Annotated in this window: 26 protein-coding genes and 7 pseudogenes; 28 read left to right on the top strand and 5 right to left on the bottom strand. The window is 37.4% G+C overall.

The annotated features are described in order from the left end of the window. Positions 1–207 precede the first annotated feature (207 nt). On the bottom strand, positions 208–1,272 hold the full coding sequence (locus tag JCM21714_RS15880; protein WP_035725815.1) for an FUSC family protein: 1,065 nt from the start codon (positions 1,270–1,272) through the stop codon (positions 208–210). Between the two features lie 213 nt (positions 1,273–1,485). On the opposite strand from JCM21714_RS15880, the gene JCM21714_RS15875 reads away from it, so the two are divergent. The 5 genes from JCM21714_RS15875 (at position 1,486) to JCM21714_RS15860 (ending at position 4,881) form a co-directional block, all read left to right on the top strand. Continuing rightward, complete coding sequence (locus JCM21714_RS15875) at positions 1,486–1,941, top strand: IDEAL domain-containing protein (protein ID WP_439644494.1); 456 nt, start codon at positions 1,486–1,488, stop codon at positions 1,939–1,941. Between the two features lie 122 nt (positions 1,942–2,063). Then, positions 2,064–2,837, top strand: a complete 774-nt coding sequence (locus JCM21714_RS15870; protein WP_035725809.1) for an SDR family oxidoreductase — start codon at positions 2,064–2,066, stop codon at positions 2,835–2,837. Between the two features lie 18 nt (positions 2,838–2,855). Continuing rightward, entirely contained in the window at positions 2,856–3,332 is a 477-nt protein-coding gene (locus JCM21714_RS24515) for a Gfo/Idh/MocA family protein (protein WP_369403636.1), read from the top strand. Next, positions 3,305–3,856: a Gfo/Idh/MocA family protein gene (locus JCM21714_RS24510; protein WP_369403635.1), complete on the top strand. Its 552-nt coding sequence runs from the start codon at positions 3,305–3,307 to the stop codon at positions 3,854–3,856. Before JCM21714_RS24515 ends, JCM21714_RS24510 begins: the two co-directional genes overlap by 28 nt. A 65-nt stretch (positions 3,857–3,921) precedes the next feature. Further along, positions 3,922–4,881 (top strand): nuclease-related domain-containing protein, encoded by a 960-nt coding sequence (locus tag JCM21714_RS15860; RefSeq protein WP_035725807.1) that lies wholly within the window; start codon positions 3,922–3,924, stop codon positions 4,879–4,881. A gap of 159 nt (positions 4,882–5,040) precedes the next feature. Here JCM21714_RS15860 and JCM21714_RS15855 read toward each other — a convergent pair. After that, a pseudogene (locus JCM21714_RS15855) lies at positions 5,041–6,935 on the bottom strand (penicillin-binding transpeptidase domain-containing protein). A gap of 296 nt (positions 6,936–7,231) precedes the next feature. On the opposite strand from JCM21714_RS15855, the gene JCM21714_RS15850 reads away from it, so the two are divergent. After that, positions 7,232–7,507, top strand: a complete 276-nt coding sequence (locus JCM21714_RS15850) for a hypothetical protein (protein WP_035725804.1) — start codon at positions 7,232–7,234, stop codon at positions 7,505–7,507. Between the two features lie 262 nt (positions 7,508–7,769). Here JCM21714_RS15850 and srtD read toward each other — a convergent pair. Continuing rightward, a pseudogene (srtD, locus tag JCM21714_RS15845) lies at positions 7,770–8,350 on the bottom strand (class D sortase, LPxTATN-specific). A 294-nt stretch (positions 8,351–8,644) separates the two neighbouring features. On the opposite strand from srtD, the pseudogene JCM21714_RS15840 reads away from it, so the two are divergent. The 3 genes and pseudogenes from JCM21714_RS15840 to JCM21714_RS20270 all read left to right on the top strand — a co-directional run bounded on the left by JCM21714_RS15840 (position 8,645) and on the right by JCM21714_RS20270 (position 9,847). Continuing rightward, positions 8,645–8,969 (top strand): annotated as a pseudogene (locus tag JCM21714_RS15840) (helix-turn-helix domain-containing protein). A 217-nt stretch (positions 8,970–9,186) separates the two neighbouring features. Next, positions 9,187–9,672: a VanZ family protein gene (locus JCM21714_RS15835; protein ID WP_052000814.1), complete on the top strand. Its 486-nt coding sequence runs from the start codon at positions 9,187–9,189 to the stop codon at positions 9,670–9,672. Positions 9,673–9,700: 28 nt separating this feature from the next. Further along, on the top strand, positions 9,701–9,847 hold the full coding sequence (locus JCM21714_RS20270; RefSeq protein WP_158413545.1) for a hypothetical protein: 147 nt from the start codon (positions 9,701–9,703) through the stop codon (positions 9,845–9,847). Between the two features lie 66 nt (positions 9,848–9,913). On the opposite strand, the gene JCM21714_RS15830 is transcribed toward JCM21714_RS20270, so the two are convergent. Further along, on the bottom strand, positions 9,914–10,561 hold the full coding sequence (locus JCM21714_RS15830) for a YigZ family protein (protein ID WP_035725801.1): 648 nt from the start codon (positions 10,559–10,561) through the stop codon (positions 9,914–9,916). Positions 10,562–10,720: 159 nt separating this feature from the next. On the opposite strand from JCM21714_RS15830, the gene JCM21714_RS15825 reads away from it, so the two are divergent. The 19 genes and pseudogenes from JCM21714_RS15825 to JCM21714_RS15750 all read left to right on the top strand — a co-directional run bounded on the left by JCM21714_RS15825 (position 10,721) and on the right by JCM21714_RS15750 (position 25,017). Next, on the top strand, positions 10,721–11,869 hold the full coding sequence (locus JCM21714_RS15825) for a sensor histidine kinase (RefSeq protein ID WP_035725798.1): 1,149 nt from the start codon (positions 10,721–10,723) through the stop codon (positions 11,867–11,869). A 115-nt stretch (positions 11,870–11,984) separates the two neighbouring features. Further along, on the top strand, positions 11,985–12,686 hold the full coding sequence (locus JCM21714_RS15820; RefSeq protein WP_035725794.1) for a response regulator transcription factor: 702 nt from the start codon (positions 11,985–11,987) through the stop codon (positions 12,684–12,686). A gap of 147 nt (positions 12,687–12,833) precedes the next feature. Then, positions 12,834–13,678 (top strand): annotated as a pseudogene (locus tag JCM21714_RS15815) (DegV family protein). A gap of 42 nt (positions 13,679–13,720) precedes the next feature. Then, complete coding sequence (locus JCM21714_RS22330) at positions 13,721–14,629, top strand: DEAD/DEAH box helicase family protein (RefSeq protein ID WP_235182968.1); 909 nt, start codon at positions 13,721–13,723, stop codon at positions 14,627–14,629. Positions 14,630–14,640: 11 nt separating this feature from the next. Further along, a complete protein-coding gene (locus JCM21714_RS22325) occupies positions 14,641–14,829 on the top strand; it encodes a hypothetical protein (RefSeq protein ID WP_235182967.1) in 189 nt (62 codons plus the stop codon). Continuing rightward, positions 14,802–14,897: pseudogene (locus JCM21714_RS24505) on the top strand (hypothetical protein); the annotation flags it as partial. The gene JCM21714_RS22325 and the pseudogene JCM21714_RS24505, both read left to right, overlap by 28 nt. After that, positions 14,893–15,069 carry a hypothetical protein gene (locus tag JCM21714_RS22315; RefSeq protein ID WP_235182966.1) on the top strand — a complete coding sequence of 59 codons (177 nt, stop codon included), beginning with the start codon at positions 14,893–14,895 and terminating at the stop codon, positions 15,067–15,069. The pseudogene JCM21714_RS24505 and the gene JCM21714_RS22315, both read left to right, overlap by 5 nt. Next, positions 15,066–15,758 (top strand): ComFC family protein, encoded by a 693-nt coding sequence (locus tag JCM21714_RS15805; RefSeq protein ID WP_035725792.1) that lies wholly within the window; start codon positions 15,066–15,068, stop codon positions 15,756–15,758. The genes JCM21714_RS22315 and JCM21714_RS15805 overlap by 4 nt, the downstream gene beginning before the upstream one ends. Before the next feature lie 63 nt (positions 15,759–15,821). Then, complete coding sequence (locus JCM21714_RS15800; protein WP_035725790.1) at positions 15,822–16,235, top strand: TIGR03826 family flagellar region protein; 414 nt, start codon at positions 15,822–15,824, stop codon at positions 16,233–16,235. Between the two features lie 186 nt (positions 16,236–16,421). After that, entirely contained in the window at positions 16,422–16,679 is a 258-nt protein-coding gene (locus tag JCM21714_RS15795) for a flagellar biosynthesis anti-sigma factor FlgM (RefSeq protein WP_035725787.1), read from the top strand. Between the two features lie 25 nt (positions 16,680–16,704). Continuing rightward, positions 16,705–17,202, top strand: coding sequence for a flagellar protein FlgN (locus JCM21714_RS15790; RefSeq protein WP_035725784.1), 498 nt, complete (start codon positions 16,705–16,707; stop codon positions 17,200–17,202). Between the two features lie 15 nt (positions 17,203–17,217). Then, on the top strand, positions 17,218–18,960 hold the full coding sequence (gene flgK, locus JCM21714_RS15785) for a flagellar hook-associated protein FlgK (protein ID WP_035725782.1): 1,743 nt from the start codon (positions 17,218–17,220) through the stop codon (positions 18,958–18,960). Between the two features lie 9 nt (positions 18,961–18,969). Beyond that, positions 18,970–19,871 (top strand): annotated as a pseudogene (gene flgL / locus JCM21714_RS15780) (flagellar hook-associated protein FlgL). Positions 19,872–19,930: 59 nt separating this feature from the next. Further along, positions 19,931–20,524 (top strand): DUF6470 family protein, encoded by a 594-nt coding sequence (locus JCM21714_RS15775; protein ID WP_035725780.1) that lies wholly within the window; start codon positions 19,931–19,933, stop codon positions 20,522–20,524. Positions 20,525–20,536: 12 nt separating this feature from the next. Next, positions 20,537–20,983, top strand: coding sequence for a flagellar assembly protein FliW (gene fliW, locus JCM21714_RS15770; RefSeq protein WP_035725777.1), 447 nt, complete (start codon positions 20,537–20,539; stop codon positions 20,981–20,983). A gap of 1 nt (position 20,984) precedes the next feature. Next, positions 20,985–21,218, top strand: a complete 234-nt coding sequence (gene csrA, locus JCM21714_RS15765; RefSeq protein ID WP_035725774.1) for a carbon storage regulator CsrA — start codon at positions 20,985–20,987, stop codon at positions 21,216–21,218. Between the two features lie 125 nt (positions 21,219–21,343). After that, the gene (locus tag JCM21714_RS23365) at positions 21,344–22,906 is read left to right on the top strand and encodes a flagellin N-terminal helical domain-containing protein (protein WP_305037903.1); all 1,563 of its coding nucleotides are present in this window, start codon (positions 21,344–21,346) and stop codon (positions 22,904–22,906) included. A 296-nt stretch (positions 22,907–23,202) separates the two neighbouring features. Then, positions 23,203–23,454: pseudogene (locus tag JCM21714_RS24915) on the top strand (flagellin); the annotation flags it as partial. A 543-nt stretch (positions 23,455–23,997) separates the two neighbouring features. After that, positions 23,998–25,017 (top strand): hypothetical protein, encoded by a 1,020-nt coding sequence (locus tag JCM21714_RS15750; protein WP_035725771.1) that lies wholly within the window; start codon positions 23,998–24,000, stop codon positions 25,015–25,017. A gap of 301 nt (positions 25,018–25,318) precedes the next feature. Here JCM21714_RS15750 and JCM21714_RS20265 read toward each other — a convergent pair whose 3' ends face one another. After that, positions 25,319–25,474 (bottom strand): hypothetical protein, encoded by a 156-nt coding sequence (locus tag JCM21714_RS20265; protein WP_158413544.1) that lies wholly within the window; start codon positions 25,472–25,474, stop codon positions 25,319–25,321. Positions 25,475–25,714 lie beyond the last annotated feature (240 nt).

Here is a 25,714-nt window from a genome sequence, read left to right as displayed (position 1 = left end):
TTTTTTAAAGTGCTTTTCTTTACAAAAGTTAGCTGAAGACACGCCCCCTTGGAAAGCGAAGTGGGCAAGCCGTAGCGTTTATTACGCATATAACCCATGTCAAAATAACCACTTTCATTCGCCGTTACTCATTGATTGCGTCTATATGATTTAACAACTAATCTTTGTCAATAAAAGGACCGGGCGGGCTTTCCCGGTTTTTCTTATCTAGGAATAGACAGATTGTTGCTCAGTCATCTCTTTTTCACTTACTAAAATCTCTTCTACTATGTTATAGATCGATAATAATTCATATAAAATAATGACTTCTGGTGTAAAAAGAGTCGATTTGGAATCTTCCACAGGTCGTTTGCTTTCCCAAAATTGATTCATTAATTGTTTTACTTGTTGTCGATAGGCGGCTGCCTTGTAATGTGCTGGATATCTCATGAAATCTACCAAAGTTTCAACTATTTGCTCAATTTCACTACATTCCTGCTGTGACCAACAAACATGCTGTGTCGGCAAATTGATTAAGTTACCGATATGATAGTGAATCAGTCGTAATCGCGTTATATTTTTTTGTTCATAATCAAAAATACGTTTAGTGTCTGGATCTAAACGATGATATTTTGATTCGTCCGCTTGAAAATGTAATAACGTATCTATTTGGTCTAACGTGCTTTTTAATTTAGTGAAATGCTGATCAATTTCTATCCTTTTACTAGCATGCTCCCCCCCTTTTTCAATTACTTGTTTTACAATGATCTCCAGTTCGTCACCCGTTCGTTTTAATAGATCAGTCATATTTGTCATTATTTTATTCGTATAATTAGGTGGAAGTATAAACATATTAACTAATGTAGACACAAGCAAACCTATAGTTGTCGTCCCAAGTCTAATAATAAAAGAAAAAATAAAATTAGCGTGAATGACTTCGATCATCGCAACGGAAGTTAAGGTCGCAACAAGCAACCCTACGTGTAAACCTAAACGATAGCAGGTAATAATCGTAAATAGTGCAGCTAGTGTATATGTGATCGGAGAATCCCCAAATAGAAAGATGAATAACACGGCATAGGCAGAACCAATTGCAGAGGCTGGAAAACGTACGGCACCTTTTTTAATCGAATCAGCAACGGTTGGTTCAATGGTTACAATTGCAGTAATTACTGCAAAAACAGGGGGGGGCCAGCCAATCGCTTCGCAAATTAATGAAGTTAGAAATACAGCTAATGCCGTCTTAATTACTCTGCGACCAAATAAGCGATAACGTAACTTCGATAGTTTCATGTCAAAATAACCCCCTTCAAGAAATCTATTTTCAAGTATACCTTATTAAGTGATCTGTTTCCATGTCGACTTTTGTTATAAAAAATCAAAATTATTGCAATATAAAAAAATCTTTCTATAAAATAGTTGGAAACGCTTTCTTATTTATTGCATATGATGTAAAATAAGTGATATATCTTTTTAAAGAAAAATGCGTGGTGAATTTTTGAGGAGGTGTTGAACTTGCTTTCCGTGAAAATGTTAAAACCATATTACGTAAAGGAAGAAGATAAATACATTCGGGTGGTCTTAGCTTATCAATATTTTTCATTAATGATGGATGGAGAGGTTTATCATTTTGTTCCCCCCCTTGAGGCACGTGAAATCCGAATAAATCGCGGTACACAAAAGATAGAAAATAAAGATGCTGTTTTTGTTTTTCAAAAAGGGAAACAATATCGTCGAATTAGTTTGGCTGACTTAATGAAGGTCAAAGATTTCCAACAACATTTATCTTCTATTCTTAGTCCATATATGATAATGCCTCAGACAGAGGTAAAGAAAGATAATATAGATCATGTCATCATGGAATTGGAGAGAAGTAACCTGTTACGATTAATTGATCGAGCCTTAGATGAAAAAAACATAGAGACATTCCAATTATATACCACCACCTTAAAGGAAATGTAATGGTAAAGTAGCAGTTGCTAAGGCTTCTGCTACTTTTTTACATATAATAATTTAAATTAATCTCCTGATACTTGCCAATGTAATCGCATAACTCGTAAAATAGAATTATGAGGAGGAGTGCCATGGATGTAAAAGTAAAGGGAAAGAAAGTACTCGTCACAGCAGCAAGTAAAGGTTTGGGTAAGGCGTGTGCTAAAATCTATGCAGAAGAAGGCGCACAAGTATACATTGCAAGTAGAAATAAAGAGCAATTAGACCAAGCCACTCAGGAAATTATCAAAGAGACGGGCAATACTCAGGTAAGTTCCGTTGTCTGTGATCTCACAAAAAGTAATGACATCAAAGAGATGGTGGATGAAATAGGAACGATTGATATTTTAATTAATAATGCAGGAGGCCCGTCAGCCGGAACATTTCATGATTTTAATGATAACGACTGGCAGCACGCTTTTGAATTATTACTAATGAATATTATTCGGACCACCAGAGCAGTGATTCCTAAGATGAAAGAACAGCAATTTGGACGGATCGTTAACATCACGTCAAGCTCCATGAAACAAGCGATAGACGGTTTAGTATTGTCTAATACTTTTCGTCCGGCTATTGTGGGTCTTTCCAAAAGTCTGTCACAGGAATTTGCGGCAGATAACATTTTAATCAATTCGGTCGGGCCCGGTACGATGGAAACGGATCGTATCCGTGATATTTTCAATCAGCAAAACTCAAAGGAATCTGTTGAAACACGATTGAAAAGAGCTGGTGAGCAGGTGCCACTCGGTCGAATAGGACAACCAGACGAGTTTGCGAAAGTTATCCTTTTTTTAGGATCTCCAGCAAATACATATATCACTGGACAAACACTTATAGTAGATGGCGGCGCAATGAAAACGTTATAAAAAGAAGGGTGAAGAATAATGGAAAAGTTAAAGTGGGGGGGAGTACTAAGTACAGCACGAATAGGTAGGACACAGGTGATTCCTGCGATCCAACGTTCAAGTAATGGAGAAGTTGTGGCAATCGCAAGTCGAAATGAGCAGACCGCAAAAGAAGCAGCAGAAGAATTGAATATTCCAAGAACGTTTGACAGTTATGAAGCATTATTAGATGATCCAGAAATTCAAGCAGTCTATATCCCTTTACCAAATGCGTTGCACAAGCAATGGGTTATTGCAGCTGCTAATAAGAAAAAACATGTACTATGTGAAAAGCCGGTAGCGATCACAAGTGCAGAATTAGATGAAATGGTGTCTGCATGTAAGAAAAATAATGTTGTATTTATGGAAGCGTTTATGTATCAATTCCATCCACAGCATCAAAAAGTAAAAGAACTGATTAATCAAGGCATGATCGGCGATGTTGCTTTATGCGTGCAAGCTTTTCTTTCTATCTAGATGATCGCTCCAATATTCGTCTGGACAATCAATTAGGTGGAGGCTCAATGTTTGATGTTGGGTGTTACAATTTACATGCGATTCGCAATATTATTGGTCAGGAGCCATCTTCTATATATGCGAGTGCTAACTACCACCCAGAATTTAAAGTTGATATGACGATGACAGGTACGTTAAATTTTGATAATGGCATCGTGACGTCATTTGACTCTAGCTTTGATTGTGCCCCGCGTCAGACATATGAAGTGGTAGGGTCAAAAGGAACGATTACCGTGACATCAGCCTATCGTCCAGACACAAATGAAGACATGACCGGAGAAATTCATGTGGTGAAAGATGACTCGTCGGTAGAAATCTATGAAGAATCAGGAGATCAATATACCTTAATGGTAGAAGATTTCGCTAATGCTGTTTTAAACAATCAGCATTTAACATATGACGTAACAAGTATGCAGCAGCAAATGAAAGTACTGGATGCCGTATACGAAAGCAGTAAAACGGGGGGGAAAGTAGTTAAATTATAATCATCAAAGGCACAGTAGATTTTTGCTGTGCTTTTAAAATATATGAAGTAGAAGGGAGAGGACAAATGATACCACCATCCTCCATAAAATTATCTAAGCATGAAGCATTGTTACAGAGATTATCAGAGCATCATCCCCCCCTTTACCCGATGATTTATGAACGATATCGGCGCTTTGATTCAGGCCAAACAGGAGAAGCAAACCTCGAATATTATCTACATCAAACTCAATTAACCGACTTGCAATTGTTAAACGGACTGCGTATAGAAAAACAATACCCTTTTCAAATTGATTGGCTTGTTCTTGGTTTAGGTTTTCGCATCCTCTTAGAAGTGAAAAATATTACTGGCACCATCTATTTTGATCCACATTCCCGCCAACTAATCCGTGAAAAAGATGATACAAAAAATATCTTTCCAGACCCTTTATTTCAAGTAGAGCGGCAGTACGTGCATTTACGCAATTTTTTATTATCACAAAATATCAAGCAGCTACCTACATATACAGCAGCTGTGTTTGTTAATCGTAATGCTGAATTACAACTCCATGATTACCCCGAACGTCATCGTATTATGATAGCCCAAGCCATTCCTTCATTTATAGAAAAACTCGCATCCAATCATTACGCGGAAATCTCCTGCTCTCAAAATCAGCAGATCGCATCTTTTTTGACTAATCAGCATAAAGAAGCTTTTTTTCCAATTTTAGAAAAGTACGAAATAGCTTGGGAGGATATTATCAAAGGAGTGCGCTGTCCGCATTGCCAGCAATATGCGATGAAACGCGATAGAATGCGTTGGCAATGTCCACTTTGTGGTGTAAGGAGTGCAAATGCTCATCTGCAAACGTTATTCGAGCTAGCACTATTAACGGAAAATAGAATTACGAATAAGCTAGCTAGAGAATTTTTGCAAGTAGCTTCGCAAGATCTTATCAAAAAAATATTGAATCGTTCTCCATTAATTTGTATAGGGAAAACTAAAGGAGCATATTATAAACATATTGATCTGATTGATTATTTGTAAAGTGACCTAATTATGTGGAAAAGTGACCTAAAAAGCACAAAAAGTGGCCTGATTATTCTAAAAAGTGACCCAATTATCAAAAAAAGTGACCTAAATCGATCAAAAAGTGACCTAAATAAAATAAGAGCTAGCCATCACTATGATAGCTAGCTCTTTTATCTATTTAATCTCTGAAAAGACGTTGCCTACTTTCTCTGCTACATAGCCACTGCCATTACTCTTATCTTCAATATTTTCGACCATCATCGAGATAATCATACTGCCATCTTCTGGATAGCCGACGAACCAGCCGTTTTCTGCGCCGCCTTCTTCATCAATGGTCTGTTTTAATTCTGCCGTACCTGTCTTAGCAGCAATACCTAAACCGCTGACGTTCGCTCCGCCACCTGTACCATCCGTTACAACTGCACGTAAGGCATCGCGAATAATATTGATATTTTCCTCCGACAATAAATCTTCTTTCCATGTTTGGCCTTTTTCATCCTCATTAACAGGATCGGATTAATCATATTGCCCTTATTAAGGAATAAAGAGTAGCTGGTTGCTAGCTGTAACGCACTCATTTCGATTTCACCCTGGCCATAGCTAGTATCAGCTAATAACACTTCACTGTCTAATGAGCCATCAGAAGAAATCGTACTTGCTTCGATTGGATAGGTAAAAGGGAAGTCTTCACCAATTCCAAATTGTTTTAAACCATTTGTAAATGTTTCTGCACCCATCTTTAATGCTTGCTGGGCAAAATAGATATTGTCAGAACGAACGAGCGCATCCTTCAGATCAACTGGACCGTTAGATTCTGACACTCGACGAACGGAATAATTACCCCCCCAGCCGTCCTTTTGCCATGTCAGTCCGTTAATCGTAAGTCCTTCATTCGGATCGATTGCACCACTTTCTAAACCAATTGCACTTGTGATCGGTTTAAAAGCAGAACCTGGAGCAAATGTGGCGCTGAAGCGATTTAATAAGGGATTTTTCGGATCTTCCTGCCACTCATTCCATAGCTCTCCGCTTAAGCCATAGACAAAAGCATTCGGATCAAACGATGGACTGCTTACCAATGCTAATGTTTCTCCGGTAGCGGGGGGGTCGATGGCAGAGGCAACACCAGCATCACCATCTAAAGACTGAAATATACTTTTTTGCACATTAATATCAATTGTTAAGTTGACATTTTCACCATTTTTTACTTCTTTTTCTGCTAACATCACAGAATCTTTTCCTTCTTGTTCAACGGTAATTTGCATGCCTTTTTCTCCACGTAATTTTTCTTCAAATAATTCTTCTAATCCACGGTAGCCAATCATATCATTCTCAGAATAAATATCACGATCGACTTCCTCTAATTTTTCCGCAGTGATTGGTGCAACATAACCAATAAGATGTGCAGCAGCTTCGCCTAAGGGATAAACTCTTCCAGTAGTAGTTTGGAATTTAAAAGGCGCAACTGAACTCAATGCCTCTTCCAAATTCGCATTCATATTTGGTAGCACTTTTAATGGGACAAAATAATCTGGCTGTACCCAGCTTGCATTCATTGCCTTATCAATTTCTTCTATGGAGATGTCTAAAACTTTTGCAATCGCCTCTTTTTGCTCTGGTTCCTGTCCCTCGGTAAATAACTGAGGTTCTATGCCAAATTCATAAATGCCTTCCGTCACCGCTAATCCTTCTTGATTTCGATCAAATATTTGTCCGCGTTCAGGTTCAATCGTTGAGATATTTACTAATCCACCATCTTTTAACTCTGGAAAAATCAATCCCTGATGCCAATTGACTAACCAGTTGATTTTCTCCTCTTCTTCTACAACCTCAATGGTTTTCACCATTTCTATTTCTGTTTCGAAGGAAATAGGACCTGCCATGGTTTCCATACTGACCTGTAACGGAAAGGTCTTTTGTTCCAAATCTTCTAGTTTTACTTCTTCCTCTCCTTCAACAGGCTCAGGTATTTGGAAATCTACAGTTAAATCATTTACTTTAATATCGTCATAAATTATTTTATAGCGATCGAAGTTTTCCTTGTTGGCGTCATTTGTCATGGGGTACATATTTTCAAAGTCTTGTTTATTCCAATAGTCCACGTATTCCTTTAAGCGATCTTCCGGCTTAACCTGTTCTTCTTCCTGACAAGCAGTTAGCATAGCAGTTAAGCAAGCCAGTATAATAAGTAATAATCGTTTCATTCTAGTATTCCCCCTTGAGATAAACTTAAAAAAAAAGAGTCTGAGATAAAAGTAAAAACCGAACGATGATGCGAATTCTACAATTAGAATTTGGTATCGTTCAGCTATTTAAATTGCATAGCAGGTAGATGATGATGCGCACTAACTGATGTGGTATAACTATGGATCAAAGTGGTCATTTTGAAATGAATCCTTTGCTTAATAACCGCTTCGGCTTGCCCACTTCGCTTTCCGGGGGGGCGTGCTCTTCAACTAACTTTGTAAAGAAGAACGCTTTACAAAGTGGATTTTCAGATCACGCTGATCCCCCAGGAGTCGAAGTGGACGCCTGCGCTAAATCAAATTCTACAATGCATGTAAGCGGTGAAATACCGAATCATCAGACTAGGTTTATAGTTATCATTCTTTTAGAAAGTTCAAAAAGATATCGGTCATAACCGTTGTAGAGTAAATCAAATAGCGTAGGCGTCCGTTTCAACTCCTGCGGGATGTTTTATCCGAAGATCCACTTTGGCTTGCCAAAGTTAGCTGAGGATAAAACCCGCGGAAAGGGAAGCGGACAAGCCGAAGCGAGTGGTAAGTAGTACTACCATTTCATAATTACTGCATCAGTTAGTAAACATTATCATCTTTATCCACATCATAATTCATCACATCATTCGACCTTGTTATGCAAAATATTTGATATGTCCCAGTCTCTTAATAAATCGGTTTTGCATAAATAATATATCGTTCAGGTGCGTTGCCAACATAGGAGAATGGATAGCATGTGGTGATCACAAGTTCTTCATCTGGAGCAGTTGACTTAATGATCGTGGTATCATCTGCATCGACAATCTTCGAGTTAACCATTTCATATTCAAAATCGCCGTATGGTAATTTGACAGTGAAGGTATCACCAACTTTTACATCTCCTAAACTACGAAAAACGGTATCACGATGGCCAGATAGTACAATCTGATCATTTTGTTCAGGATAGCTGATCCGAGATAATGTCCGACACCTTTCTCTAAATCATCCGGGTCAGTTCCTTCTACAATCGGAAGTTTTGCTTCCAGCGTTGGTATTTCCAAGATGCCAACCGCATCTCCCATCTCCGGAAAAAAGTTCTGCGGTGTTACTTTCTGCGCATCGTTATCCTGTTTAGATGATTGCTCTAATAATTCCGTTGCTTCCGTCATTGTCTGCTTTTCAGCTGCCTGGATTTTGAAGTATTGATAACCACCAATACCAAGCAGAACCAGACCGGCAAAAACAAAAAGAAAAGCTATTTTTTTCATATAAGCACACACCTCTTTTAATCAAGTATTATCCATATTATACTAATAAGAAGTTATTATTGCACGTGTTTAATAACGAAAAAATAGGGGGAAAATGATATATAGGATTAACGGAACTCATTTACATTACTTTTAGATAAATGTATATCTAGGTATTTAGTCTAGTTTTTATGTAAATTTAAGAAATATTATCATAAACACTTGCATAATTCGACAAAAAGTCGTAACTTTATATAGAACGAAATTAGCGAATAGCATACAATGAAAACTGTTAAGGAAAATGAGGTGATTTTTTTGATTGGACAAAAGATACAGAATTTGAGAAAACGAAAAAGAATGTCTTTATCAGAAGTAGCGGAACAAGCTGGAGTAGCTAAATCATATTTAAGTTCCATTGAACGTGGCTTACAATCAAATCCTTCGATTCAGTCATGGAAAAATTGGTAAGGTTTTAGGTGTGACCGTTAATGAATTGTTAATGTCTCAATCTGATGAAGAGCTTAGAGAACATCTAGATGATGAATGGTTAAAGCTTGCACAAGATGCAATGAAATCAGGCGTATCCAAACAGGAATTTCAAGAATTTCTTGAATTTAATAAATGGAAACAAAAACAATAATATTAAAAAATATAACGTAACTAGTCAGTAGCTACTCCAAGTAGAAACTGACTATTTTTTATTTTGAGAAAATAATAATAGCTATTTGAGGTAAAAAATGTAATAATGATAGGAAGTTTTCTACTAATTTTAAAAATAAGAAAAAATGATAGATAAATAGAGGAGTTTTACTGCGTAATGAAGAAAGTAATATATTGGGGGATTACCATTTTTGTGGATGGGTATGATTTATTATTCATCTGATCAACCATACGAGAACCAAGATATAAAACCCTTATTGTCCCAATCCATCGATTTATCCTTTTTAGAACCATATTTGCAATCAATTGCCTTTACCTACAATCATGCTACGGTGAGTGTCAGTGAGTTGGGAATATCGGGATTTATAGAATTCTTTATTCGCAAAGGTACTCATGTTGGTGTTTTTATGGTGTTATGTCTTTTGTTGTTTCTTTGTTTTTACAAGACATATAAAAGAGTGCGATGGACGTTCTTACGTATTTATGCGTTTGTTTTCACTCTTCTGTATGCTATATTCGATGAATGGCATCAAAGCTGGACGCCAAATCGCACGCCATATGCAGGGGATGTTTTATTAGATGGATTTGGTGGAATACTAGCAATATTGCTGCTTCTAATCATCCATAAAATTAAAAATGACAAGCCTAACAAGCTACGAAAAGAAAAAATAAACATAGTTTAATATTAAGAGAGTAAAGGGGTTGAGGTTTTTGACAGAACAAGAAGTATATCAGTCAATTTTACAAAAAATGTTAGAACAAACGGAAGGAAAGCAAATCAAAGATTCACTAGATTTTATTCATCAATTAACGAATGAAATTAAACAAGCCAATCTGTTTTTAGTTGATAATAAGTAAACCTACAGGAGCGATTTAAAACGCTCCTGTAGGTTTCATTAACGTCTGTATTTCCTGGGAAATAGCTTAACGATTGGTTACGTCTATTTCTATATAGGAATTTTCCTTTGCTTTTATATCAGCACTGCCACTTGTTAGATCCGCGATCAAGGCAGTAAACGTATTTTCTGCACCTATTTTGACACGCACGTGAATGATTACTTTATCGAGATATTCAATTTCTTCTAATAAATATGACGATTGCCTGATTTCATTTTCTAATTTTCCAAGTAGAGTATAATCAAGGGTTACCTCGAAATTACGCATACGTATTCTTTCGACAACACCTGTCGTATCAATAGCTAATGTCGCCGTACTTGAATAGGCGCGAATTAAACCGCCCCCCCCACCGAGCTTTATACCACCAAAGTATCTGGTGATGACAACCGCAGTATCTTTCAATGCCTTTTTCTTCAATACTTCCAGAATTGGAACTCCTGCTGTGCCATTGGGTTCCCCCCCGTCATCGTTCGCCTTTTGAATGTGATCCTGTTCTCCTATCATATAGGCGGAGCAGTTATGTGTTGCATCTGCGTACCTCTTTTTGATCAACTGAATAAAATCCTGTGCTTCTTGTTCGGTTGTTACTCGTTTAACGTGACCGATAAATCGGGACTTTTGGATCATTTGTTCAGCACTGCCTTCGAGATTAACTGTGAAATATTCGTTTATCATAAATAATCCTCCTGATCAATCTAGTTATAATTGTATTTTTCAAAACAAGAAGTGTAAAATAAATGTAGTAGGGAAAAATAAATAAAAATCACCCCCCCTAAAAAAGTACTATATATAGCGAATTATATACAGGATACTAGATAGTGAGGGTTTTGCTATATGGAAAATAATGACCGCACGTTAGATTATATTATAGAAGAGATGATAGATACAGTAAAAAATAGCAAGGATGAAGTCTTTGAAATTGCTGAGGATTCCCGAAAAGAATATGATCAGTTAAACCAGGAACTTGCTATTTTGAAAGACGATGTAGGAACGGTTATTGAAGAAGGAGATCATTTAGAAGCGAAATCCAATATTGCCAGACAAAAACTGTCTGAAGTGAGTAAAAACTTTCATCAATATTCAGAACTGAAAATTAAAAAGGTTTATGATGAGGCCCACCAGTATCAATCAGAACTACTAGTTACCAGAGATAAGGAAAGAGCATTACGTAAAAGAAGAGATGAACTGGAACTACGCCTGAAATCACTGGAACAGATGGTAGAACGTGCAGATAGGCTTGTAGGAAAAATATCAGTCGTATTAAATTACCTAAGCGAAGACTTCAAAAATGTGACCGATTTGATCCATGATGCCCATGAAAAACAACAATTTGGCTTGAAAATAATCGAAGCACAAGAGGAAGAACGTCGTCGATTATCGAGAGAGATGCATGATGGTCCAGCTCAAATGTTAGCTAACATTATGTTACGCTCTGAAATTGTTGATCGCACCTATAAAAAAGGTGACATGGACAGTGCTGTGAAGGAAATGAGAAGTATCAGAAAAATGATTCGCGACTCTTTATATGAAGTACGACGGATTATTTATGACTTACGGCCAATGGCATTGGATGATCTTGGCTTGATTCCAACAATTAAGAAATATATATCCACCTTGGAGGACAAGCATCCGAATATTTATTTCAACAATAAACAATCACATGATGCCCGCTTGGCAAGTCAATATGAAGTAGCACTGTTTCGACTGATTCAGGAATCGATTCAGAATGCGATAAAACATGCAGAGGCAGATTCGATCAAGGTAGACCTTGACATAACCTGTCAACGAGTTATTGTCATTATTTCAGATAATGGCAAGGGATTTGATCAAACACAGAAAAAAGAAAAATCTTTTGGTATAATAGGAATGCAGGAACGGATTGAAATGCTTGATGGCAACATGAAAATCAACAGTAAAGTAGGACAAGGTACAAAGATTCATATAAAAATTCCCTTGAACCAAGAAAATATCCATACAAAATAGTAAAAATTAGGTATACTAATAGAGATGAGTAACAGTTCAGTGAAACGTATAATACAACAATTCTAACGGCAGATAGATTAAAAAGGAAATTAGAGAATATAGGAGGACATGAATAATGGCTACTAATATCGTATTAATTGATGATCACAAATTGTTTCGAGAAGGTGTTAAAAGAATTTTAGAGTTAGAAACGGGATTTAATGTTCTGGCAGAGGGTGACGATGGATCTCAGGCGTTGGAGCTTGTTAAAAAACACAAACCAGATGTCGTACTAATGGATATCAACATGCCTGATGTAAACGGCGTGGAGGCTACAGCAGAATTATTAGAAAAGTATCCAGGAGTTAAAGTTATCATTTTGTCGATTCATGATGATGAAAACTATGTGACACATGCATTAAAATCAGGTGCACAAGGTTACCTGTTAAAAGAAATGGACTCCGATGATCTAATCGATGCCATTACGGTGGTATCAGAAGGTGGTTCCTATCTTCATCCGAAAGTAACGCATAATCTTGTTAAAGAGTACCGACGTTTAGTAGGTGAAGAAGATGCGTTATATGATTCTGATAATACACTATCGAAATTAAAAAATATTGAACATCGCAAACCACTTCATCTTTTAACAAGAAGAGAATGCCAGGTGCTCCAATTGCTTGCAGAAGGTAAAAGTAACAAGGGTATTTCAGAATCCCTGTATATCAGTGAAAAAACGGTTAAAAACCATGTGAGTAGTATTTTGCAGAAAATGAAGGTAAAAGACCGGACCCAGGCAGTCATTACGTCGATTAAAAAAGGCTGGGTAGAAATATTATAAATTATTACTATAATCAGTGCTGGACTTACGGTCAGTTAGCGCTGTTTTTCTATATCATCCTTTGATAATGACTATGCAACGAAGAAATAATTAGGTAGAATTAAGAAGTAATAATCGAAAAACACAGTAGAAAGGTTCGATCTAAACATGAATGTTGCAGTCATAACTGACAGTACGTCATATATACCTCAAACCATCCGAAATGAAATGAACATACATATGATTCCTTTAAGTGTCGTGTTTGGTACGCAATCGTATCAGGAAGAAACAGATATTACCACAGAGGAATTTTATAAAAAAGTAAAAGAGAACGAACAATTACCGAAGACGTCGCAGCCATCTATCGGATTAATTACCGAAAAATTAAAAGAATTAGCTGTTAAGGGTTTTGACCAGGCTATTTTTATTACATTATCAAGTGGTATTAGTGGTACTTTCCAATCTGTTGTGACCGCAGAGACGATAGTGGAAGGAATTGAAGTCCATCCTTTCGATTCTGAAATCAGTTGTATGGCACAAGGTTTTTATGTATTAGAAGCAGCCGAAATGGCTGCACAAGGGCATGACGCGGAGCCAATTATCCAACGGTTACATGCGATCAAAGCTTCGATGCGTGCCGTTTTTATGGCGGATGATTTGACCCATCTGCACCGGGGGGGGCCGATTAAATGGTACACAGGCATTAATTGGCAGTATGCTCCAGGTTAAGCCGATTTTACACTTTGAAAACACGAAAATTGTTCCATACGAAAAGATACGCACCAAAAAAAAGCACTGAAACGGATCAACCAATTATTTGAAGAAGACGCTGTAACTGGAGTACCTATCAAGCTACCGTGATCCATGCCAATCGTGAAGCAGAGGCGATCGAATGGAAGCATCAATTAGAATCGCGTTTTGAAAACGTCGAGGTAACGGTTAGTTATTTCGGACCTGTGATTGGTACACATATTGGCGAAGGTTCGCTAGGTCTCGGCTGGTATAAACCATAAGGTGGGAAAGGAGCCCACCTTATGATAAAAAGGAGGCAAACGATGAATTTTGCGCAATTCCTTTCTGGAAAACTTTTGTTACCACATGAAATTCCGCTAAGTACCCCCCCAACGATCGCTTACCTGCTAAAAAACAATCAAATCGCCGAGCTTCCCAGTATTACTCAACATCATAAACGATATCAATGTCAGCGCTGCTGTAATAATAATCAGCAGTTATTTGCGAATCTTCCCTGTGCCAGATGTCAGACGGAACATGTCTATTGTCGTCACTGTATTGCTACAGGTCGAGTATTAGCCTGCGAGAAATTGATACGATGGCAAGGTGAAAAACCAAGATGGACGTCGCAAGAAACTCCCTGTAGCTGGGACGGGAGCTTAACTAAGCATCAACAGCATGCAGCAGAAGCGATTCAGGAAGCGCTAAAAACGAATCAGCAGGAGCTGTTGATTTGGGCAGTCTGTGGTGCTGGCAAAACCGAGATGCTGTTTCCGGCGATTAACTTTGCGATAAAGGAAAACAAACGAGTATGTCTCGCAACACCTAGAGCAGATGTTGTCCGCGAATTATTGCCAAGAATGAAACAAGCCTTCCCACAAACAGAAATCGAAGCATTGTATGCTGATTCACCTGATCGAACAGAAATCGGCCAATTGATTTTAAGTACGACCCATCAATTAATCCGCTATCAACAAGCATTTGACCTAATGATCATCGATGAGATTGATGCATTTCCGTTTCATCACGACCCAACCCTACCTTTATTAGCCAATCGTGCCTGTCAGAAGCATGCCACTAGAATATATTTAACCGCGACACCCAGACCGGTTCAGCAAAAAAAGATTGCCAGGAAAAAACTTCCCGCTATCTTTGTACCGATTCGTTACCATGGTCATCCCCCCTGCCGATTCCACAGGAAAAAATCGAATTCCATTTACGCAAAAAATTAGACCGAAAAAAAGTGCCACATGCCTTCCAACAGTTTATCAACACACGTTCCACTACCCGTCAATTGCTTATTTTCGTCCCGACGATTTCACTGTTAGAAAAAGTTCGTTCGTTTTGTCCAGCTGAAACGGTTCATGCCGGGGGGGACCCAGACCGAAAAGAAAAAGTAAATTTATTTCGCGAAAAAAGATTGATATATTAATAACGACGACCATTTTAGAGCGGGGGGGCGTCACCTTTCCCTCTGTAGATGTGGTGGTATTGGATGCAGGGCATCAAGTCTTTGATGAAGCAGCATTGGTTCAAATTGCCGGAAGAGCAGGCAGAAGCCCAAATGATCCAACAGGAAATGTTATATTCATTCATCAGGCAAAACCGAGCAAATCGAACAAGCAATCGCGCAAATAAATATGATGAACAAAAAAGGGGGGCAAAGCTATGAATTGTCTGTATTGTCAGGAAGTGATCGAACAGCATGTCACATGGTCTACCTTGTTTCAGGCAAATCGGACCCGATTATGTGAACCATGTGCAGATCAAATTGAAAAAATTTCTTCTGCAATATGTCAGCGTTGTGGACGAGCGATGAAGGAAAACAGTATTTGTCAGGATTGTGAACAATGGGATAAAACAGCAGATTTCCAACATGTACTTACGTATAATCGTTCGCTTTATTGCTACAATGAATTTATGCAAGAGGTGATTACTAAGTGGAAATATCGAGGAGACTATCAATTAAGAGAGATCTTTCAACATGACATCGACATCTCATTACCAACCTTTTTTCCTATTAAAGATATAACAATTGTGCCGATCCCGTTAACGGAAGAGCGCTTGTATGAACGCGCCTTTAATCAATCGGAGGCAATCGCTGAAATGATAGCGAAGAAATGGAACCGGCCAATCGAAACTATCCTAAAAAGAAAGGCACAATTCTCTGAAAAGCAATCGAAGAAATCAAGGAAAGAGCGGCTCAACACAACAAATCCATTTTTATTAACGAAATCCCTTGAAAAAGAAGTGCTTCTTGTCGATGATATATATACGACAGGTATGACGATTCATCATGCAGCAAAACAGTTAAAAGCGGCAGGATGTCCAAAGGTGTATAGTTTTACATTAATCAGATAGTATATTAAACCTAGAATTTGTGCTATAATTTTAAGAAATAATACGATGAAAGAGGTGCTTGTCATGGCAGATTTAGCTAACTGCGCCCGTTGCGATAAATTATTTGTGAAATCCTCCAGATCTATTTGTAGAGATTGTATAAAAGAGGAAGATAAAAAGTTTGAAATCGTATATACTTACATACGTAAACGGGAAAACCGTCAAGCGACAATTCTTGAAATTGTCGATGAGACAGGTGTCGAGGAAGAAGTTATCCTACAATTTGTTAAGGATAATCGATTGCGTTCCACTCAATTCCCTAATCTGAGTTTCCCTTGTGAGCGATGTGGCGAGCCAATAGCGAAAGGCAAGTTATGTGCAAGCTGCTCCAATGAAATAAGCTCAGACCTACGACAGCAACAAGAAATAGAAAAAGTGAAACGAGACAATGAAAACGAAGAAAAGAACAGAGCTCGTACCTATTTTACGAGGAAGTAATAAAGAAAAAAGCCCACATTATGTCGGGTTTTTTCTTTATATAATTAGACAGGATTCTACTACTTTCGACCCCCCCTTCTCAATTCGAATAGAAACCGATATACTGAAAGAAAATTAAACATTTTCCATTTATGTCCGATATAGATGATAAATACTACGTGAGAACATGAAAAGAGGTGAAAGGTCTTGAAAATTAACGGACCAAATCAATCAAATTTTAATGCCTATAAAAATCAAACACAATTGCCCAACAAAGAAGCAAAAACAAGTCATACCTTCAAGCCCGATCAACTAGAAATTTCAGATAAGGCGCTAAAAATGCAGCAAAAAGACGCTCGTCAAGCTTATGTTAATGAAATTAAGCAACAAGTAGATAATGGGGGGGAATATAAAGTAAATGAACAGGAAACAGCGAAAAAAATATTGAACTTCTGGAAAGCATAATGGAATGGAAAAGGAGCAGACGTGTATGTCCGTTCAGAATATTATCAAACATCTGACGAAATTAATTGAGTTACATGATAGCTTACTGCAGGTTTCCCAAAATAAAACAGAAATCTTAAAAGATAATAAAATAGATGCTCTACAAAAATTATTAGTGCAAGAGCAAAAACACGTACAAGCGATTAACCAAATCGAACAAAAACGAATCGATGCAGTTGCAAACTGGGCCAACGAAAACAACCTTGACCCAAAAGCTATCACCGTATCAACAATTATCGAAGACTATACAACCGGAGCGGATCAACAACAACTAGAACAAGTTACATTAAAGCTTGCTGAACAATTAATGGATATACGCAGACAGGAAGACTTAAACAAACAGTTAACCAAGCAATCCTTACAATTCGTCCAGCTATCACTCGACATGATGCAGCCATCAATAAAAAATATTAACTATGGTAAGTCAAAGAACCAGTCAGAACCGACTGCATCAAAACGATCGGCTTTTGATTCAAAAGCATAAGTAGGAGGAAAGAAAATGTCATCAACTTTTAGTGGGTTAGAAGTAGCCAAACGCGCGTTACATACACAACAGGCTGCTCTATATACAACCGGTCATAATATTGCCAATGCCAACACAGAAGGCTATACGAGACAGCGTGTTAACATGAGCCCAACTTCCCCCCCTTATCCACCGGCGTCAAGAAACAGACCAGAAATTCCTGGTCAGGTTGGTAGTGGTGTCGAAGCAGGTTCAATCGAAAGAATTAGAGATAGTTTTATTGACAAACAATTTCGTCAGGAAAACACCAAAGTCGGGTTTTATGAAACGAAAGCGGATATGATGAGTAAGATGGAAGCCATTTTAAATGAGCCTTCAGAAGCTGGCTTATCCGAAATAATGGATCAATTTTGGAAATCATTACAAGATTTATCGGTGCACCCTGAAGACTCTGGTGCACGTTCCGTTGTCAAGGAACGAGGCATAGCAGTCGCGAATGCTTTTAATTATATCAACGATTCCTTGCAACAAGTCCGCAGTAATTTAAAAAATGAAATTGGTGTCGATAATAAAGCAGTCAATTCCTTAATTGATCAAATTAACCAATTAAATGGACAAATTGCAAAAATTGAACCACATGGTTATGTGGCCAATGATTTATATGATGAAAGAGATCGTTTAGTTGATCAACTCTCGGAATATGTGGATATTAATGTCGATTATCGGGAGAGCTCAGGTCAGCCAAGTCCAATTGCACAGGGGATTGCAACAATCTCTCTTCATTCTACTGATCATAAAGGAGATCCAATTCTATTAGTCAATGGGAAGAAGGATGCCCCCCCAGCACCAGGTAGTTTACAAGCAGTGAATCATGTTTTCGTAGACTTTGACGATACAGGCAATGTTAAAGCACTGTTTTTTGCTGAACCAGATCCAAATAAAACGGCGGAACAACAAAGTGTAGATCTTGTTGGAACGATAACAGATAACAATAACGGAACAACGAATGATACGACCAATGATGCTGCTTTTATATATGCAGATGAATTTCAATTACAGGGAAAACTAAAATCTTTAGTAGAAGGTACTGGATATTTAGAAGGTTTTCAGTATGATGATGGTTCTGGCACCGTCGGAACTCCTGGTACTCCTGCAGGGGAATTTAATGTCATGTTAAACAAGCTTGATCAAATGGTTCAAAACTTCGTCATGGAATTTAATGCGGTACACCAGCAAGGGTATGATTTAAATAATGATACGGGAGTCAACTTTTTTGATCCTGCAGGTACAACAGCTTCCACCATTGCTGTAGATGCTGCCATTATTTCTGATACAGATAAAATTGCCGCAAGTACAAACGAGGACACCGATGGGGATGGTACTGCAGATAATACTGGTTCTTCAGGTAATGGTGAAAATGCAACCAGACTTGCTAATGTATATACGAATCGTGTGGAAGAATTTGTGACTTATAATGATGCTGATCTAACTAATGACCCAACAATTGACGAAAAAAGTTCGATAAAAGGTTACTTTGAATCCATCATTGGCGAAATGGGAGTCAACGCTCAGGAATCCATGCGCATGCAAAATAATTCACAAATTTTAAGACAGCAGGTAGAAGAATCAAGACAGGCAATCAGTTCCGTATCATTGGATGAAGAAATGACAAATATGATCCAGTTTCAACATGCATATAATGCAGCAGCAAGAAATATGACAGCAGTGGATGAAATGTTAGATCGGATTATTAATAACATGGGATTAGTAGGGAGGTAAGTAGTATAGATGCGCGTAACTCAAAGTATGTTAACCCAAAATATGCTGCGAAATCTAAGCAGTAGTTACAATAGTCTTGGTAAATATATGGATCAGCTTTCCACAGGTAAAAAAATTAACCGTCCATCTGATGATCCCGTAGTTGCTATGAAAGGGATGGACTATCGCTCACAAGTCAATCAAGTAGAACAATTTGAAAGAAATATTGGCGAAGTTCATAACTGGATGGACAATTCCGATGCAGCTCTTGATAAAGTCCAAAAAGTATTAACACGATTAAGAGAGCTTGCCGTCCAAGGTGCTAATGGACCTATGAAGAAGGACAGCGAGGAAATATTGCCTCAGAAGTAGATCAATTAAAAGAACATCTGGTTGAATTAGCCAACACCAAGGTAAATAATAAATATATATTTAATGGATCTGGAACGACAGGAATCAATAGTGAAAAACCATATCAGTTAAACGATGATGGAACATTGGTGAACGCTGCTGATATTAATACGCAGGAAGTAAACATTGAGGTTTCAAGTGGAACAAAGATCCGAGTTAATGTGAAACCGGATGATGTGTTTAACGAGGAACTGTTCACTGACATTACCAACTTTTCTAAGGCACTTCGCGAAGGAACGGATGACGAAGCAATTGGTCAATACATCGAAGAAATTGATCAACACATTAATCATAATGTAAATGCACGGGCAGATATAGGAGCAAGACAAAACAGGATTGACCTGATAGAAAATCGTGTACAGGAACAGGCGGTTATTGCCAAGGATATGATGAGTAAAAATGAGGATGCTGACATGGAAAAAGTGATCATGAACCTGACATCGCAGGAAGCGGTCCATCGGGCAGCTCTCAGTGCGGGAGCAAGAGTGATTCAGCCGACATTAATGGATTTTTTACGTTAAGTTAAAAAGCCTTACCTTGAATAAAAAGGTGAGGCTTTTTCTGCAAAGGAGGAAACGTTATGCAATTGCCTCAAATACGAATTCAACAACAAAACGCGAGGATCGGTATCCAAACGAAAAATGCTCAACTATCGCTGGAAGCAGGACCAGCCAAACAGGAAATCAAACAACCAAAAGCAGACCTGCAAATCCATACGACAAAGGGTAAATTAACCATTGATCAATCCAAAGCCTTAGCAGATGTCGGAATTATTCCAACTGGTGAATCGATCCGGAAAATGGCAAATGAAGCGATGCAAACCGCCATGGAAGGATCTAAAAAACGTCGTCGTCAAGGTGATATGTTGATGAAAATTGAAAATGGAGGGAATCCTTTAGCTATCATCGCAAAACAAAATGGGCAACGATCCGAAAAACAATTTAATATCGGCTGGATTCCTTCCGGTGATGCGGTCAAATTTGATTATCAACCAGCAGAAGTAAACATAGTAGCTAAAGCAAATAAGCCGATCATCCATACGCAACCAACCGAAAATCAATTTAACTACCAACGGGGGGGTGGTATTGATGTTTATCTACAACAAGAGAACTCCATTAATATTGATTTTGTCAATGTGAAATTTGTCGGCAATAACTTCGAAATGGAAGTATAGAAGGGTGAAATTATGTTAATCGAAACAAAATATTTTGGTGAAATAGCAGTGAAAGAGGAAGAAGTAATCCATTTTCCACAAGGGATACCAGGATTCGCAGAGGAAAAAGACTTTGTTTTGTTAAGTTTTGAAGAGAGTGGACTATTTCAAGTGCTACAATCAACAAACGCTGTAGATCCAGCATTTGTAGTCGTTGATCCATTTCTGTTTGTAAAGGATTATCAATTTAAGTTAGATGATACAACACTAAAGCAATTAGCAATTAAAGATGAAAATGATCTGCGTGTTTTAGTAATTGTGACCGTAAAAGATCCTTTAACAACAAGCACAGCTAATCTTCATGCACCAGTGGTCATCAATCAAAAAGAAAAACTAGCCAAACAATATATTACAAAAAATCAGCAATACACAACAAAAGAAACAATTTTCAACACATCCTCCAAGGAAGAGGAGGCATAATATGTTAGTACTAACCAGAAAATTAAATGAAGCAATCAAAATCGGCGATAACATCGAAGTAAAAGTGATAGCGGTAGATGGCGATCAAGTAAAATTAGGAATCGATGCCCCCCCGCAATCCATTGAAGTCCACCGCAAAGAAATTTATGAGGCAATTCAACAGGAAAATAACGAAGCGGCAAACATTTCGACAAACTTATTCGATTTAATTAAAAAAAGTGATAAAAAGTATTAAACATCTAGTAATATCTACCGATAGTATAAGTAGGAACTAATACAGTGACTGGCGGCCGCTTTCACTAATTAGTATACAACCACAAGGATGTGGAACATTACAATTCTCAAGGAGGAAAAATACTTATGATTATTAATCACAACATTCCCGCATTGAACACATATCGTCAATTGGGAATCAACCAAAATGCAATGCAAGGCTCAATGGAAAAACTATCTTCAGGTCTTCGTATTAACAAAGCTGGAGACGATGCAGCAGGACTAGCGATTTCCGAAAAAATGCGTGCTCAGATCAAAGGTTTAGATCAAGCAAGCCGAAATGCTTCTGATGGTATTTCAATGATTCAGACTGCTGAAGGTGGACTTAGTGAAACTCACTCCATTTTACAACGTATGCGTGAGCTAGCAACACAAGCAGCAAATGATACAAACGTAGCTGTGGATCGTAATGAAATTCAAAAAGAAATGAATGCTTTGACTTCTGAGATTAACCGTATTGGTAATACTACTGAATTTAATACGCAAAAATTATTAGATGGTGGACCTGTTAAAAATAGTTCTATTAATGCAGAAGTAGAAAATGTAACAGTAGGAGCCGAAGCTGTTACAGCTGCACAAGCTAAGTATTCAATGACAGTTGATGTTGGAGCAGCTGATGAGACTTTTTCATTTGATGGCATAGAATTAACAGCTGTTGCGAATGGCACTACACCTGGTGTAGGAGAATATGAAATTGGTGCAGCTGCAACAAATACTCGTGATAATATTATTGCAGCTTTAAATAGTGATTCATCATTTACAGATAATTGGTCTATTGTAGAGAATGGAGCTACTGATGGTGTATTCGCTATTGAAGCAAAATCTACTGGTGATCGTGCTGGTGCAGATGGTAATGTTGCATTCCCTTCAGGAGACTTTGCAACTACCGCAGCTCCTAATCAAGCTGTTTATGGTGTTGATGCACAAGATCAAACAGTAGCTACTAATGTAATCAATTTTTCTGACGTACCTACAGAAGGATCAACAATTGAAATTGGTGAAACTACTTCGTATAGTACTGAAAATAAAATTGGATTCTTCGATAGTTCTGCTGGTAATTATGCAGATGCAAACGAAGCGAAGGCAGCTTTAGGTAGTGAATTTGCTATCGATGTAGCAGGGAAAACTAAAGAAGAAATAGCTACAGAAATTGCACAATTAGATATTGATAGCGCAAATGTTAGTGCTAATGGTAGTAGTGTGACTATTGCGGCTGTTACTGGTGGTGAAGCTGGTAATGTTGAAGCAGATGTAAAAATAAATGATGCAAGCACTGGTTTGGCGTCAAGCATATCATCAGGTACGATAGCAAACAGTGATTTATCAAGTTTAGATGCTGATGTATCAGTAACAATCGGAGATCAAGATTTTAATCTTGCAGATACTGACTTACAATCAAATTTCACTGCTGCTAATATTAATACTGATGGAAGTGTTCAACAAACTGCACTAATTGATGCATTTGCAAATGCAGTAGATTCAGAAGGAAATAAACTATCAGACATTGCAGATATTTCTGTAGCTGATGGTAAACTATCCATTGTATCCAAGGAAGTTGGAGCTAATGAGATTAATATTAATGTTGATGGTGCTGGAGCTGAAGTGGCAAAAGTGCAAACATTATTGGGATGGGTAGTGCAACAACATTAGAAGGTACAACTGGTGTAGACGCATTTGAACCTGAAACTAACGGAGACGTTTTTAATGCTTCATTCCAAATTGGAGCTAATTCAGGTCAAAGTATGACAATTCAAATTGATGATATGAGATCTGAATCATTAGGAATTAGTGGAAACACTGCGGGTGCAGAAGTTGTTGCTGAAAATGGTGAAGTTGCATCATTTGTACAAGTAGCCAATGTTACAAATGGAACAAATAATGAAAATGTTGAATTTTCATTAGATGTATCTACATCAGAAAAAGCATCTGCTGCAATTAGTGTCATTAACGATGCGATCGAAGGAGTTTCGTCTCAACGTTCTGAACTTGGTGCATTCCAAAACCGTTTAGATCATACAATTTCTAACTTAGATAATTCATCTGAGAACTTAACTGCTGCGGAATCTCGTATCCGTGACGTAGATATGGCGAAAGAGATGATGGAGATGACTCGTGCAAACATACTTTCACAAGCATCACAATCTATGTTAGCTCAAGCAAATCAGATGCCTCAGTCAGTTTTACAACTACTAGGATAATGATTTGAACGGGCGTCTTACTTGGTAACGGGTAAGATGATCACTGGGTGAATTGCTGGAACTTCCTTAAACTTTGTCAACCAAAGCGGAGTTGGAAACGACAAACGAAATGGTTTGAAAATGACAAAGATAGATGGATAATCAGCAGCCAAGCTCCTGTCTCGAAAGAGTGGAGAAGGTTCAACGACTAGAACATACCGTCTAAGGCTAGTGAGCTATGACGATGAAGTTCGTAGGGCAAGGAAAACCTTGTTCGAAGTGCCCAGCTCCTAACAATGTTTAGGATGAAGATATAGTCTAACCAATGATCGAAAGACATTGAGGCAGTGCAAGCCAACCAACAACCACAATCAGTATTACAATTGCTTGGTTAATATTTACGAACAAATTAGAGGCTCTAGTAATTATGCTAGAGTCTCTTTTTATTACGCGGGAGGAAATTCGACATTAAATACTATTTACCAGTGATAAATGTTTTAATATTTCATTTCTTGCAATATTGAATAAGTGTTTTGATATGGTTTAATGAAGGAGAGAATTAAAATGATGGGAAATTTCAACTTTTATAAAAGCCTTTCTCATTATAAAAGTAGAAAACCAAAAATTAGTGGAAATTATTATACTAATATAAATACTGTGAGAAGGTGTGCTGTGGTAGTAGGAACAAACCCATGGCTAGAGGAAGTTCCAAAAGATGTCCTAAAATGGAAACTAGCCTTAGTGGATGCATACATAGATACTACTGCAACTAGCTTAAAGTTAAAAAATATTAGTTTTATTGAAAAAAGTGAGAAATCAGCGATTGCCTTTTTCTTAGGCATGACTTTTGCCCAAGTATTTGCACAAGAATTTTTGGAGATTAGACAATTATATCATTTGGACAAAAAAGGTGATGAAAGGTTTGAAGTTTTGTCAACAGGAGCATCTCCAGATTTATGTGGGTTTAATAAATATACTAATAGAGCATATCTAATTGAAGCAAAAGGAGCAACAGTTATAACAGAGTCATCACCAAATTACTTTGCTAATGAGCGTGTGAAAAAAGGTTGTGAACAATTAAATTCTGTTTCAGCAGTAAAGTTTACTCACAACAATGCGATCTATAAGAATCAAACATTGAATAAGTTGGTAGTTGCAACTCATCCAAATAGTCACAATGATTTAATACATCAAATAGTGGATCCAACGAATGAAAAAGAAAATAAACTTAAAATTAACAGTGATTTGATGGCTTTTAAATACTACTATAATATTATTAGTCTGCTAGAGAATGAAAGAATTAAATCGTACGAGAGTAAGTATGGCGAATTTATTATATTGGAAGTCAAGAAGTACCAGTTCTGCATTGGAATATTACAAGATATCTATAAGCTCATTAAACCCTATTATGATAAGTTTAATTCAGATAAGGATAAGAAAATATTAAGTTTCCAAGGACTATACAGAGAAATTGATGAAGTCTTAGATAAATTAGAGGCTAGAATGTCCGAATTTAATGAAGAATCTTTTTTGTCAATTGGAATAGATGGTTTAATTGCTTTTAGTAAAAGGAAGCAAAATTAAAGGGGGGGCTAGGATAGGGGTGCCGGGATAGGATAGTGGTGCCAGCCCCCCCCAAAAAGACAATTGTTCACGTGTGAAGGACATTTTATCCCAAACATACAGTGACAAGCTTTTTGTAAATTATTCTTAAGACGAATGGTGCAGTATCCCACTTTTTTAAGGAAAGAGACGCTATGGCAACTCATAGTTGTCTCTGAGTCACCATTTTTATAGGTAGAGCTTTTTAGTAGATATTATAGTTTCAACACAGTGATGAAAACCTTTACACACCTTCAAAAAGGGGGGGAAAAAATTTTCTAAATCAATTAGGGTACATATTAGAAATAGTCACTTCTGGATCTGTATGAATACCAATGATTTGTGGATATTCCACTCCATCATAACTATTAGGAGTTGCTAATCCTATTGCAATATAGATACGATTAAAGACAGCTTGATTAGTAATATTACCATTCAATATTAAATTACTCCATTTACAATCTTTAACAATATAATTGCCAGTATTAGTTTTGGGATTTATAATAGAACCTGAATTATTCATCGTTTGTTGAAAATCGGTGATCCAAGTCTTACTTTTAATCTAATGATGTTTTTACATGAAATAGTGGCGAAATTATTATTAAGTTGCAAGCGAAATAACCTAAATATGGTAATTTTATTATTTTTAGACAGACTTATCCCATGATTAAACAAATGA

Source organism: Gracilibacillus boraciitolerans JCM 21714, assembly GCF_000521485.1.
In the GTDB taxonomy this organism is placed as follows: domain Bacteria; phylum Bacillota; class Bacilli; order Bacillales; family Amphibacillaceae; genus Gracilibacillus; species Gracilibacillus boraciitolerans.
The sequence above is the reverse complement of the archived record's forward strand: the minus strand, read 5'-3'. Positions and strand labels throughout refer to the sequence as shown.